13 protein-coding genes, 1 tRNA gene and 1 pseudogene are annotated in these 12,842 nt (G+C 62.9%); 7 read left to right on the forward strand and 8 right to left on the reverse strand.

Going from position 1 to position 12,842, the window contains the following annotated elements; translation table 11 throughout:
- Window positions 1-38 precede the first annotated feature (38 nt).
- Genes rpsF through rplI form a run of 3 tightly spaced genes read left to right on the forward strand, consistent with a single transcriptional unit; the run spans window position 39 to window position 1,247 of the window.
- Window positions 39-416: a 30S ribosomal protein S6 gene (rpsF, locus tag CG51_RS02870; RefSeq protein ID WP_035708738.1), complete on the forward strand. Its 378-nt coding sequence runs from the start codon at window positions 39-41 to the stop codon at window positions 414-416.
- 20 nt (window positions 417-436) lie between these two features.
- Window positions 437-664 carry a 30S ribosomal protein S18 gene (rpsR, locus tag CG51_RS02875; RefSeq protein WP_035708741.1) on the forward strand — a complete coding sequence of 76 codons (228 nt, stop codon included), beginning with the start codon at window positions 437-439 and terminating at the stop codon, window positions 662-664.
- A 10-nt stretch (window positions 665-674) separates the two neighbouring features.
- On the forward strand, window positions 675-1,247 hold the full coding sequence (gene rplI, locus CG51_RS02880; RefSeq protein WP_035741617.1) for a 50S ribosomal protein L9: 573 nt from the start codon (window positions 675-677) through the stop codon (window positions 1,245-1,247).
- A 532-nt stretch (window positions 1,248-1,779) separates the two neighbouring features.
- On the opposite strand, the gene tig is transcribed toward rplI, so the two are convergent.
- Entirely contained in the window at window positions 1,780-3,108 is a 1,329-nt protein-coding gene (tig, locus tag CG51_RS02885) for a trigger factor (protein WP_035741618.1), read from the reverse strand.
- A 225-nt stretch (window positions 3,109-3,333) separates the two neighbouring features.
- On the opposite strand from tig, the gene CG51_RS02890 reads away from it, so the two are divergent.
- A tRNA-Leu gene (locus CG51_RS02890) sits at window positions 3,334-3,417 on the forward strand.
- A gap of 85 nt (window positions 3,418-3,502) precedes the next feature.
- Here the strand turns inward: CG51_RS02890 and CG51_RS02895 are convergent.
- A complete protein-coding gene (locus CG51_RS02895; protein ID WP_084695002.1) occupies window positions 3,503-5,074 on the reverse strand; it encodes an NAD(P)H-hydrate dehydratase in 1,572 nt (523 codons plus the stop codon).
- Between the two features lie 172 nt (window positions 5,075-5,246).
- Between CG51_RS02895 and CG51_RS02900 the strand changes: the two genes are divergently transcribed.
- The 3 genes from CG51_RS02900 to CG51_RS02910 all read left to right on the forward strand — a co-directional run bounded on the left by CG51_RS02900 (window position 5,247) and on the right by CG51_RS02910 (window position 7,443).
- Window positions 5,247-5,585 carry a P-II family nitrogen regulator gene (locus CG51_RS02900; RefSeq protein WP_035741620.1) on the forward strand — a complete coding sequence of 113 codons (339 nt, stop codon included), beginning with the start codon at window positions 5,247-5,249 and terminating at the stop codon, window positions 5,583-5,585.
- 78 nt (window positions 5,586-5,663) lie between these two features.
- A complete protein-coding gene (glnA, locus tag CG51_RS02905) occupies window positions 5,664-7,070 on the forward strand; it encodes a type I glutamate--ammonia ligase (RefSeq protein WP_035741622.1) in 1,407 nt (468 codons plus the stop codon).
- A 79-nt stretch (window positions 7,071-7,149) separates the two neighbouring features.
- Window positions 7,150-7,443, forward strand: a complete 294-nt coding sequence (locus CG51_RS02910) for a putative quinol monooxygenase (RefSeq protein ID WP_035741623.1) — start codon at window positions 7,150-7,152, stop codon at window positions 7,441-7,443.
- A gap of 94 nt (window positions 7,444-7,537) precedes the next feature.
- Here the strand turns inward: CG51_RS02910 and CG51_RS02915 are convergent.
- From CG51_RS02915 to hflK, 6 genes and pseudogenes are all read right to left on the reverse strand, one after another.
- Window positions 7,538-8,244: pseudogene (locus CG51_RS02915) on the reverse strand (IS6 family transposase).
- 218 nt (window positions 8,245-8,462) lie between these two features.
- Window positions 8,463-8,612, reverse strand: coding sequence for a hypothetical protein (locus tag CG51_RS21090; protein ID WP_416171653.1), 150 nt, complete (start codon window positions 8,610-8,612; stop codon window positions 8,463-8,465).
- An 85-nt stretch (window positions 8,613-8,697) separates the two neighbouring features.
- On the reverse strand, window positions 8,698-8,838 hold the full coding sequence (locus CG51_RS21095) for a hypothetical protein (RefSeq protein WP_425319656.1): 141 nt from the start codon (window positions 8,836-8,838) through the stop codon (window positions 8,698-8,700).
- A 117-nt stretch (window positions 8,839-8,955) separates the two neighbouring features.
- Complete coding sequence (locus tag CG51_RS02925; RefSeq protein ID WP_051930000.1) at window positions 8,956-10,509, reverse strand: DegQ family serine endoprotease; 1,554 nt, start codon at window positions 10,507-10,509, stop codon at window positions 8,956-8,958.
- Window positions 10,510-10,709: 200 nt separating this feature from the next.
- On the reverse strand, window positions 10,710-11,591 hold the full coding sequence (gene hflC, locus CG51_RS02930) for a protease modulator HflC (RefSeq protein WP_035741625.1): 882 nt from the start codon (window positions 11,589-11,591) through the stop codon (window positions 10,710-10,712).
- Window positions 11,591-12,772: an FtsH protease activity modulator HflK gene (gene hflK / locus CG51_RS02935; RefSeq protein WP_035741626.1), complete on the reverse strand. Its 1,182-nt coding sequence runs from the start codon at window positions 12,770-12,772 to the stop codon at window positions 11,591-11,593. Before hflK ends, hflC begins: the two co-directional genes overlap by 1 nt.
- Window positions 12,773-12,842: the final 70 nt, after the last annotated feature.

Raw genomic sequence — 12,842 nt, forward strand, 5'->3', positions numbered from 1 at the left:
GTCCCGCCCTATGAAATGCGCCTGACAATGGAGCCTACATGCCGCTTTACGAGCATGTCCTCATCGCGCGTCAGGATCTGTCCAACGCGCAGGCCGAAGGCCTCATCGAACATTTCTCCACGGTTCTCGCGGATAACGGCGGCAAGGTCGTTGAAAACGAGTACTGGGGCGTCAAGACGATGGCCTACAAGATCAACAAGAACCGCAAGGGGCATTACGCCTTCCTGAAGTCCGACGCGCCCGCCGCGGCGGTGCAGGAGATGGAGCGTCTCGCCCGTCTGCATGACGACGTGATGCGCGTGCTGACCGTGAAGGTCGAAAAGCACGAGGATGGCCCGTCGGTGCAGATGCAGAAGCGCGACGACCGTGAGCGTGGCGACCGCGGTGATCGCGGCGACCGTCCGCGTCGTTTCTGATCTCGAAAGGATATTGATCCATGGCCAACAAACCCTTCTTCCGCCGCCGCAAGGTCGATCCGTTCGGGGGCGATAACGCGCCCAAGATCGACTACAAGGACACCCGCCTGCTGCAGCGCTACATCTCCGAACGCGGCAAGATCGTGCCCTCGCGCATCACCGCCGTCTCCGCGAAGAACCAGCGCAAGCTCGCCCAGGCGATCAAGCGGGCGCGCTTCCTTGCGCTCCTCCCCTACGCTGTGAAGTAAGGAGAGAAAGATGCAAGTCATTCTCCTGCAACGCGTTCAGAAACTCGGCCAGATGGGCGAAGTTGTGAACGTCAAAGACGGGTACGCCCGCAACTTCCTGCTGCCGCAGGGCAAGGCGCTCCGCGCCACCGAAGGCAACATCGCGAAGTTCGAAAGCCAGAAGGCGCAGCTCGAGGCCAACAACCTCGAGACGAAGAAAGAAGCCGAAGCGATGGGCGAGAAGCTCGACGGTCAGACCTTCGTGCTGATCCGCTCGGCTTCCGATGCCGGCGCGCTCTACGGCTCCGTCACCACCCGCGACGTGGCGGACGCTGCGACTGCCGACGGTTTCACGCTGAACCGCGCACAGGTCTCGCTGGATCGGCCGATCAAGGATCTCGGCGTGCACCCGGTCACCGTCGTGCTCCACCCGGAAGTTTCTGTCTCCATCGCCGTGAACGTTGCGCGTTCCGCCGAAGAAGCGGAACTTCAGGCGTCCGGCAAGTCGATCCAGGAGCTCGCGGCCGAAGCCGAAGCTGCTGCCGATTTCGAGATCGCAGAACTGTTCGATGACATCGGCGGAGCGGCCTCTGACGAGGAGTGATCCTCCAGAACCGACCTGTGGAAAGGCCGCGTCCCGGACGCGGCCTTTTGCTTTGCCGCCCGGTATCAGCCCTCATCATCGACGCTGGGTTCCAAGCCTTTTGAGCCTGCCAAACATGACTGGATGCTGCGTCGATGCCAGCAGCGTTGCAGTTCCTCCGGGGGTGCAACGCATCTCTGAACAGATCGCACGTCGTAACTACGATCAGGCGGCATTCAGGGCGGCTGGAAAGCTGGCTCTTCGCCAAGAAGGGCTATGGGCGTGCCATACGCCAGAAGCCGTACGCAAGCAGAAGGATCCGCTGACACCTTCTGAATTTCGTCACGGATCGTGGAGGAACGCGCCGTGCGGAGGCTCGGTGATCTGGTGTGCACCCGTTCGACCGACCTCATCAGGATTGCTATCCACACCATCGCGCCAGAACTGCGTCAAGATACTTGTGAGTCAGCCTCTCGCGACTGGCAGAGGCGGCATCAACGAGAAAGGCCGCGCCTTTCGGCGCGGCCTTCGGATCATGCGACGACGGTGGGGATCAGACCTCGTCCAGTGCCTCGATCGCCTTCTGGAGATCGTCCTTCGTGATCTCCTTGTCCGTCACCTTCGCGCCTTCGACGATGTAGTCAACGACCTTGTCCTCGAAGATCGGTGCGCGGAGTTGCTGCTGCATCTGCGGGTTCTTCTGCACGAATTCGAAGAACGCGCGCTCCTGCCCCGGATACTGACGGGCCTGTGCGAGCACGGCTTGCGTCATCTCCGCATCGGTGACGTCGATGTTCTCCTTGCGCCCCAGCTCTGCCAGCAGCAGTCCCAGACGCACCCGACGCTCGGCGAGCTTGCGGTGTTCATCGCTCACTTCGATGTTGCCGTGATCATGGGTGTGCACCTCCGGGTGCTCCTCATGCCAGAGCTGGTGCGCGATCTGGTTCGCCTCGGCTTCCACCAGCGTCGGCGGAAGGTCGAAGGCGACCTTGCCGTCAAGCTGGTCGAGGAGTGCGCGCTTCAGCACCTGACGCGCTGCGCCGGTATACTCGGCTTCCAGACGTTCCTTGATCTGCGACTTGAGCTGCGCAAGGTCTTCGGCGCCGAATTTCTTCGCCAGCTCGTCATCGATCTCTGCGGTTTTCGGCGCCTTCACGGCCTTCACCGTGACGGTGAAGACAGCTGCCTTGCCGGCCAGATGGGGCGCCCCGTACTGCTCGGGGAAGGTGACGTCCACGTCCTTCTCGTCACCGGCCTTCACGCCGACGAGCTGCTCCTCGAAACCCGGAATGAACGAGCCGGAACCCAGCACCAGCGGGTAATCCTCTGCAGATCCGCCCTCGAAAGCCTCGCCATCCACCTTGCCGACGAAGTCGATGACGACCTGATCGCCATCCTCGGCCGCGCCGTCCTTGTCGTCGTAGGATTTGGCGGTTTCGGCGAGATTCTGCAGCGCCTCATCGACGGAAGCGTCATCGGCCTTTACGACCAGACGTTCCAGCGCGATCTCTCCCCGGTCGAAGCCCGGGATCTCGGGCAGCGCCTCATAGGTGAAGTTGACGACCACGTCGTCGCCTTCCTTCCAGTTCTCGCCGTCCTGCATCTTCACTTCGGGCTGGAGGGCCGGACGGTCACCGGATTGCTCGAAATGCTCCTTCATCGCGCCGTCGATGGTGTCCTGCATGGCGTCGCCCAGCAGACGCGGGCCGAACTGCTTCTTCAGCATCGCCATCGGCACCTTGCCCTTGCGGAAGCCTTTCAGCTCAACCTCGGGCTGTGCTTCGATGAGCTTTTCCTGCACCTTGGATTCCAGCTCGGCTGCCGTCACCGTGATCTGGTAACCGCGCTTAAGGCCTTCGTTCAGGGTCTCGGTGACCTGCATATATCCGTCCTTTTCCTCTCTGGTGCGGGTGAAGGGACTTGAGTCCCCACGCCTTGCGGCGCCAGAATCCAGATCTGTTCACCTCGCGATTGGGTGGCCTTTTATTGAGGTTTCGGGCGGATGGGAAGAAGAAAGCAGCGTCACGCGATCCGGGTGGCCACAACTTTGGCCAAAGGTTTTGCGCCAGTTGACGAGGCACCCTGAGCACTAGATACAGGCACGAGTGCGGGCGTGGCGGAATGGTAGACGCAGCAGGTTTAGGTCCTGCCGCCGCAAGGTGTGGGGGTTCGAGTCCCTTCGCCCGCACCAGCCGGCCTGCCAGTCGCGTCCGACGGCGCTCTTCCCTCTCTCCCCGAGGTCCGACTCGTAGCGCCTCCCGGCCTGGGATCTTCCCTCAAGCTTCAGCTTGAGGCGAGAGGAAAGGCGATTTCGCCGCGCCCTCGGCGGCGCCCGTTCTTTTGGCGCCCACACCCAGCGCGCGCAGGCACTCCGGCACCATGTCGGGCAGGTCTTCCGCGATGAGGCCCGGACCGAAACGACGCGCCGCATCGGCATGCAACCAGACAGCGGTCCGCGCGGCCCGACCGGGAGAGAATCCGCGGGCCAGCAACCCCGCGATCAGTCCGGCGAGCACGTCCCCCGAGCCCGCCGTGGCAAGCCACGGCGCGGCCTCCTCCGCCACGGCGGCATGGAGCCAGACCGTACCGGAAGGGTCTGCGATAGCGGTGACTGCTCCCTTGAGCAGAACGGTGGCCCCGGCCCGCGCCGCCGCTTCGCGCACCAGATCGACACGGCTTTCGCCTCGGGACAGACGGTCGCCAAGATCGGGGAACAGCCGGGCGAACTCCCCCTCATGCGGGGTCAGAACGGCGGGCCTCGCAAGCGGCATCACCTCCCGCCGCTCAGCCAGGGCGGTCAATGCATCCGCATCCAGAACCACGCCCGGAGCGGTGAGGGCCTGCGGCAGCACGCTCGCCGCCCGCGCGACGCCAAAGCCGGGGCCGAGGCAAAGGGCGGTGACACGCGGATCCGCCAGCAGCGTGGGCAGCTCCGTCGCCGCGCGGATCATCACCGCATCAAGACGCGCTGCGTTCTCCGCGACGGCCTCCAGTGGACAGACCAGTGTCACCAGCCCCGCGCCCACCCGGAGCGCGCTCCGTGCCGCCAGCCGCGCCGCGCCCCCCGCGCCCGGCGGGCCGCAAAGGATCAGCGCATGGCCGTGACGGAACTTGTGACCGGCGGTCGCCTTGTCCAGCGTATGGACCTCTGGCCGCTCCAGACGCATGATCGGGGGGAGATCGCCACGCCATGTGTCGTTCTCCGGCCTCAGCCCGATATCCATGACCGCGAGCCGCCCGGCGATCTCCGCCCCCGGCAGAAGCAGGTGACCCAGTTTCGGCGCGTGAAAGGTCACCGTCAGGTCCATCGGCGCGATCTCCGCGCCTTGGCGACCGGTATCCGCATCCACACCCGACGCAATGTCCACGGCGACCCGCAGCCAGCCTTCCTGCCGCGAGAGTCGGTCAAGCTGCTCCAGCACGGGTGGACGGTCCCATAGCCCCCGGAATCCGATGCCATAGACCGCGTCGATCATCACGGCGGGCAGCTGTTGCTCAAGGCTGCCTGCATCCCAGCGCGAGGTTTCCGAGATCTGCCTCCAGCGCCGGAAGTTTTCCGCAGCCGCGGGGGACATCCGGTCGAGCACGCCGAAATGCGCCACCTCCACATGCCAGCCCAACCCATGCAACAGTCGCGCAACGACATAGCCATCCCCGCCGTTGTTGCCCGGACCGCAGGCCACAAGCGCGCGTCGCGGCAGGCCGCCCCGCCGCATCCCCTCCTCCAGAATGGCGGCAACGACCCCCTGCCCCGCCCGCTCCATCAGGTCGAGCGGAGTTGCGGCGCCGGACCGGAAAGCGGTGTCCTCGATGGCGCGCATTTGGGCAGATGTCAGAACTTCTGTCATAATTCCTGCCAATCTGTTTTCATTTAGCCCACTAAATAATCTTAATGCTCATTTTGTATGCGGTTATTTGCGGATTTTCCGCTATCCCTCAGAAGCTATCGGGAGGCGCATTGTCCCCCCGCCGCGAAAATGGTCTGACAGCAACGGTATAGTCCGAGGGAGTCGCCACACCATGAAGAAAGTCGAAGCGATCATAAAACCCTTCAAACTCGATGAGGTGAAGGAAGCGCTTCAGGAAGTCGGTGTTCAGGGGCTCTCCGTGATCGAAGTCAAGGGGTTCGGCCGCCAGAAGGGCCATACCGAACTCTATCGCGGTGCCGAATATGTGGTGGATTTCCTGCCCAAGGTGAAGATCGAGGTGGTTCTGACCGACGATCAGGTCGATGCCGCCGTCGAGGCGATCATCTCCGCCGCACGGACCGACAAGATCGGCGACGGAAAGATCTTCATCTCGCCGGTCGAACAGGCCATCCGCATCCGCACGGGTGAGACCGGCGACGACGCCGTCTGATCCGACCGAAGAATACGCCGGGAGCGCGCGTGGCGCCTCTCCGGCCAAGGACTGCTCAACAGAAGGAAACGACGCCAGATGAGCAACGAGAAGGTTCTCCAGATCCTGAAGGACGAGGATGTCGAATATGTCGATATCCGCTTCACGGACCCGCGGGGCAAGCTCCAGCATGTGACGGTCATGGCGGACCAGGTCGATGAGGACTTCCTGACGGAAGGCTTCATGTTCGACGGCTCCTCCATCGCCGGCTGGAAATCCATCGACCAGTCCGACATGAAGCTGATGCCGGACACCGAATCGGGCTATATCGACCCGTTCTACGCGGAAAAGACGCTCTGCATTCACTGCAACGTCGTCGAGCCCGACACGATGGAGCCCTACTCCCGCGATCCGCGCTCCACGGCGCTGAAGGCGGAAGCCTATCTGAAGTCCACGGGCATCGGCGACACGTCCTACTGGGGACCGGAAGCCGAATTCTTCGTCTTCGACGACGTGCGCTATGCCGTGTCGATGAACAAGGTGGCTTTCGAGGTCGATGCCGTTGATGGCGCCTGGAACACCGACACTGCCTACGAGATGGGCAACATGGGTCACCGTCCCGGCATCAAGGGCGGCTACTTCCCGGTGAACCCGATCGACCCGGCGCAGGATCTGCGGTCCGAAATGCTCTCCACCATGAAGCGGATGGGCATGAAGGTGGACAAGCACCACCATGAGGTGGCGTCCAACCAGCACGAACTCGGCCTGATCTTCGGTTCGCTGACCAAGCAGGCGGACGAGCTGCTGAAGTACAAATACGTGATCCAGAACGTCGCCGCCGCCTATGGCAAGTCGGTGACCTTCATGCCGAAGCCGATGCGCGGCGACAACGGCACCGGGATGCACGTGAACATGTCGATCTGGAAGGACGGCAAGCCGCTCTTCGCAGGTGACAAATACGCGGACCTCAGCCAGGAAGCCCTGTGGTTCATCGGCGGCATCCTGAAGCATGCCAAAGCGCTGAACGCGATCACCAACCCGTCCACCAACTCCTACAAGCGCCTGATCCCCGGCTTCGAAGCCCCGGTTCTGCGCGCCTACTCCGCCCGCAACCGCTCGGGCTGCGTGCGTATTCCGTGGTCGGAATCGCCCAAGGCCAAACGTGTGGAAGCCCGCTTCCCCGATCCGTCGGCGAACCCCTATCTGTGCTTCTCCGCGCTGCTTATGGCGGGCATCGACGGGATCAAGAACAAGATCGATCCGGGCCCGGCCTCGGACAAGGATCTCTACGATCTGCCGCCGGAAGAACTGGCAACCATCCCGACCGTCTGCGGCTCGCTGCGCGAGGCACTGACCGAACTGGAGGCGGATCACGAGTTCCTGCTCGCGGGCGATGTGTTCACCAAGGACCAGCTCGAGGGCTACATGGCTCTCAAATGGGAAGAAGTGTATAACTACGAACACACCCCCCACCCGATCGAATACCAGATGTATTACTCCTGCTGAGGCAGGATGGGACAGTGATACCGAAACCCCCGGAGGCGAGTCCTCCGGGGGTTTTTTATATGCCATTGGGGAGGCATGGATGGAGGACAACGAAACCGTTGTGCTTACGGGGTGGCTGCTCTGCGCCACGATGGCGGATGCCGATCTGGCTGCGGCGCTGCTGGAAGAGCACACCCGGCTCAGCCGCGCGGAGCCGGGTTGCCTGTCCTTCGAGGTCGTGCGCTCCATGTCCGATCCCATGCGCTTCGCCGTCAGGGAAGCCTTCGTCGATCGCGCGGCATTCATCGCGCATCAGGAGCGGGTGAAGGCCTCCGACTGGGGACGACAGACAGCCCATATCGAGCGGGACTACCGGATCGAACGCGGGGAATAGCAGGGGCTCTACCCTAATGGGAGCCCGCAGGGTGCAATCCGCGCCTCTGTCGCAAATGAGGCCTTAGGCGAGAATCGACGTCCCGCTGGGCAGATTATTCCGCGAGGCTCGCGAAGGTCTGGAACGGCGGTGCCTTTTGCTGGGATCTGGGCTTGGCAGATCATATGCGCGATGTCGGCGATGGTCGCTGCGGCTGGAACGCCTTGGAAACCCATCATGGGATTGGTGATCCGCTTTATGAAGCGGTGGTCCTGTTCAAGGATATTGTTCAGGTATTCGACCTGTCGCACCAATGATGCGCCCGCTTCCGGTAAATTTCAGGATCGCATTCACTGCCTGCAAAGGCCCGCGAGGTTGGCGCCGCCCTTGTCGATCACGACCCGATCTGGCGCACCATGATCGGCAATCGCCTGCTTGAAAAAGCGCCGGGCTTCGGCCCGCTCTCTGCGAGAGGAAAGCAGGAAATCAAGGGTTGTCCGTCGCGATCCAGGACCCGGTAGATGTAGGTCCATTTTTCCCCTTCATGTAGGTCTCGTCCACCTGCCGCGAGGAGGCGGTCTGTCGCTTCCCGGCTTGTACCTGGGCCGCAAACAAAGGATCGAACCTCACTAACCAAGGGTTCAGCGTAGTTTGGTCGAATCTGACCCCACGCTCAGCCATGATCTCTTCCAGATCACGGTAGGAGAGGGAGTAGCGGGGGTAGAAGAAAACGGTACGCAGGATCACCGATTTCGGAAAGTGCGCTCCCTTGAAATCGTCATCCTGCCCTCGTCTTCCCGGCCCGTAGAAAACAAACCACATAGGCCCCAACCCTGACATCGAAAGTCCAAAATTATTGTGACATAACCCGATCACTTGACCTTGGCGGTCCGCTGAGAAGGTCCTGGAGTGTCGTGTTATGTGCCGGAAATTGGAAAATTGAACCGGATCCTTCGGGGGATACAGAGTTCAGGCATGTTCTATCTGATTTAGGATAATTTCCGCTTCTACGCAGGCCGAAAAGCCTTTTCAGCAGCCCGTCAGGTCTGCCTGGGCCAGGCCGCATTCTGAAGCACGACGCGATAGCCGTCGGGATCTTCGAATGTCCTGCCGCCTCTGTCCCAATAGGGGTTGAAAGACGGCACCGGCTCGTGCCCGCGCGACGCAGACGCCCGACGACCGCCTGCCATTCCGCGGGGTTCTGGGATGGAGAAGACCAGCAGATTGTCCTGTGTCGGCGCACGCCCCGCCGGGTGACCAGCCTTCCGCGTGAACTCAAGGTGATAGGGGAGTCCCAGCCTGCCCGCATGACGCCGTCGAACCCGCCGTGCGCCTCGAAACTGGCGATGACTCAAATCCCAGACCATCATGGTAAAACGCCACCACGGCCTCCAGATCGTCACTCGGCCGCGCGATGCTAAGCCCTGCGCCTCCATCAGGCGAACCGTTCGTTGCTGAAGATGCGAAGGCCCCTCATGCAAAAGGGCCGGGCCCGAAACACGGACCCGGCCCCCAAGATATCATCTGATGCTATCACACCTGATCAACAGAAAGCGCCACGAAGCGCGGCTCGCCATCGCGGCGGATGAGAAGGAGGAGGGACTTCCGACCCGCCTCCTTGGCCTCGGAAATCCGGGCCTCCAGCTCCTTAGGCGAGGAGACTTTCTGCTGACCCGCCTCGGTGATCAGATCGCCATTGCGCAGACCCTTTTCAAATGCCTCGCTTCCATCGTCGATGCCGGTAATCACCAGACCGTCGGTACCGTTCGGCACTTCAAGCTGCTTGCGCATTTCGGGCGTCAGGGAGGTGACTGTCATGCCGAGAAGCGTCCGCTGCTTCTGGGCCTCCGGCGCAGCGGCTGCAGGAACCACTTTCGCACCCTCGGCTTCCTCGCGACGACCGAGCGTCAACTCCACCGTCACGGGCTTGCCTTCGCGCATCAGGGCAACATCGACCTTCTTGCCGACCTCGGTGGCGCCGACCTGACGAACGAGTTCGCGTGTATCGTTCACCTTCACGCCGTCGAATTGGGTGATGACATCGCCCGACTTGATCCCGGCAACCTCTGCCGGCCCCTTCGGAACATCAGTCACGAGGGCACCACCCGCGCTTGCCAGCCCCATGGATTCGGCGATATCCGGCGTCACGTCCTGAATGCGGACACCGAGCCAGCCGCGCCGTGTCTCACCGAACTCCTTGAGCTGATCGACCACGCGGGACACGACCGCCGAGGACATGGCGAAACCGATCCCGATGGAGCCGCCGTTGGGGCTGAGAATCGCGGTATTCACCCCGATCACCTCACCATCCATGTCAAAGAGCGGCCCGCCGGAGTTCCCGCGGTTGATCGCCGCATCGGTCTGGATGTAGTCGTCATAAGTCCCCTGGAGAGCCCGACCGCGGGCAGAGACGATGCCGGAGGAAACGGAGAAGCCCTGACCCAGCGGGTTGCCGACGGCCATCACCGGCTCACCCACGCGGACCCTGTTTGAATCGCCGAATTTCACGAAGGGGAGTTGCTTTGCATCCTCCACCTTCAGAAGCGCGATATCGGTGTTGGGATCGGTGCCCACAACCTTGGCATCCAGTTTCTCGCCGGCGAAGGTCTCGATCTGAATCTGGTCCGCACCTTCAATGACGTGGTTGTTGGTGACGATGAAACCGTCAGCGGAGATGATGAAGCCCGAGCCGAGCGCCTGGCTCCGCCGCGGAACCGGACGGGCACCGTCACCGCCACCCTGCCCCGGGGGCATGAAGTCCCGGAAGAAATCCTCGAATGGCGATCCGGGAGGAATGCCGGGGACCCCACCCTGTGTGGAGGTAGCGACCGTCGATGTGGTGGTGATGTTGACGACCGCCGGGCTGACGTGCTCCGCAAGGTCGGCAAAACTCAACGGGGTCCCGTTCGGGGCGGTCTGAGCGAAGGCGGGGGGCGCTAGAACCGGCACCAGCGCCGTGCTCAGGCCCAGTCCGGCGACCAGCCCGAGGGCCAGCAAGGCGCGCGCCGGGGCGCTGCGCAGCGATTGTGATTTGACGACCAAGGACGACACTCCGAGCTCCTTCCTCTTCAGGGTTCGGCGAAACATCTAGCTCCCGAACCGTCTCCTCCTATGTGGGACCTGTGCGCTTTAGCCGCAAATCAACGACCGTCGCGGTGTCTCAATTCGGTGTGAAACTTCGTAACATGAAGGGTTTCACGGGTGATTGGAGAGAGCAAGCGCTTCCTGCGGCCCGAATGAAAAGGCCGGCCAATGAAAAAGGCCGGTCGCTGGGACCGGCCTTTTCATCAGTTCGCGGGTCGGGTGCCGCTATCGCTTTTGAAGAACTCGAAGAACTCGCTTCCGGGGCTCATCACCACGGAGGTGTTGTTCTGCTGAAGTGCGTTCTCATAGGCGGTGAGCGACCGGGTAAAGGCAAAGAACTCCGGGTCACGGCCAAATGCCTCAGCATAGATGCGGTTGCGCTCCGCATCGGCCTCACCGCGGATGACCTCACTCTGACGGCGGGCATCGGAGACAAGCTCCGTCACTGTCCGGTCGGCCAGCGCCTGAATACGCTGCGCGGCCTCGTTCCCGCGCGCGATCTCGTCGGCGGCTTCCCGTTCACGCTCCGCCCGCATCCGGGCAAAGGTCGCGGCGAGGTTCTGCTCCGGCAGGTCGGTGCGGGTCAGGCGCACGTCGATCACCTCGATCCCGAGCGCCTGGGCCTGTACGCGGGCCTGATCGCGGATGCGGTTCATCAGTGGCGTCCGGTCCTCGGAGAGCACTGCACCGGACGGTACGGACCCCAGAACCTCACGGATTTCCGCATTCAGGATCCGCTCCAGCCGCGCCTGCGCAGCGCGCTCGCCCTCAACGCCGACAGCTTCGCGGAAACGCACCACATCGGCAATACGCCAGCGGGCAAAGGCATCCACGACCAGACGACGGTCATCGAGCGGCGTGATTTCCGCCGGCTGCGTGGGCAGGCTCAGGATCCGCCCGTCATAGCGAACGACCTCCTGAATGAAGGGGATCTTCAAATACATCCCCGGTTCCTCGCGGACAGCCTTCACCTCTCCGAACTGAAGGACCAGAACCCGCTCCCGCTCATCGACGATGAAGATGGAGGACAGGCCCAGAACGGCCAGAAGAACAACGACGGCAATGCCGATGGTGGAGCGTTTCATCAGTTGTTCTCCCCATTGGTCGTCGTGCTCCCGGCTGCGCCGGTGGCGGGCATCTGCGGCATGGTCCGGTTGCCCAGCGGAAGAAGCGGCAGCACGCCTTGTCCGCTCTCGCCGTTCACGCCATCGACGATCACCTTGTCCACACGACCGAAGACGCGCTCCATGGTTTCCAGATACATCCGGCGGCGGGTTACGTCGGGCGCATTCCGATATTCGTCATAGACGGAAACGAAGCGGCTCGCCTCACCCTGCGCCGCGTTGACAGCCTGCGCGCGGTAGCCCTCGGCCTCTTCCAGCACGCGAGCGCTTTCCCCCCGCGCCCCGGCGAGCACACGGTTCGCATAGGCATCCGCCTGATTCTGGAGCCGGTCGCGTTCCTGACGTGCCGCCTGCACCTGGCGGAAGCTGTCGATCACCTCGGACGGCGGGTCAGCTCGGTCGAAGTTCACCCGGATGATGTTGATGCCGCTGTCATAAGTGTCCAGCGTCGATTGCACCGCCTGTTGCAGGTCGGAGGCGATGATCCCCCGGTCCCGGTTCAGGATCGGCGCCATCTGCGAGCGCGCGATGATGTCACGCATGGCACTTTCCGAAACGGCACGGATCGTGTCCATCGGATCGGCGAGGTTGAACAGGTATTTGGACGGATCGTTGATGTTCCAGACGACCTGGAACTCCGTATCCACGAGGTTCTCGTCCTGCGTGAGCATCAGCCCGTCGGAGCGGCGGGAATTGGCGTTGGAGCCGATGTCCAGCGTGCGCTCGCCGGTGACGGAGAAGATTTCCCGCGTCACCACCGGCCAGGGCGCGAAGTTCAGACCGGGTTCCCCCGTCTTGTAATAGCGTCCGAAGAGCAACTCGACCGAGCGCTCTTCCTGCCGCACAGTGTAGAAGGAGAGTGCGAGCCAGCCGATGAACAGCGCGCCGATCGCCAGAAACACGCCCTTGCGCGTGATGCCCAGACCCGGGCCGGACTGACGCGGGCCGCCGGTGCCGGTTCCGCGACCGCCCATCAGCACGCGGAGCTGCTCCTGCCCCTTCTTCATGATCTGGTCGAGTTCGGGGATCTGCGGACCTTCACCGGGGCGCCGGTTCCCGCCGCGGGGATCGTCCCCCCGGTTGTCGCCGCCACCGCCGCCTGATCCTCCGCCCCCCCAGGGGCCGCCGGAATGTCCTGCCATTAATCCGGTTTCCTTCCTCTCAGCCTCGGTTCCGCACTGGTGCGAGGTGCCAACTGTGGACTATCGCCGC

The organism is Haematobacter missouriensis (genome assembly GCF_000740775.1).
Classification (GTDB): Bacteria; Pseudomonadota; Alphaproteobacteria; order Rhodobacterales; family Rhodobacteraceae; genus Haematobacter; species Haematobacter missouriensis.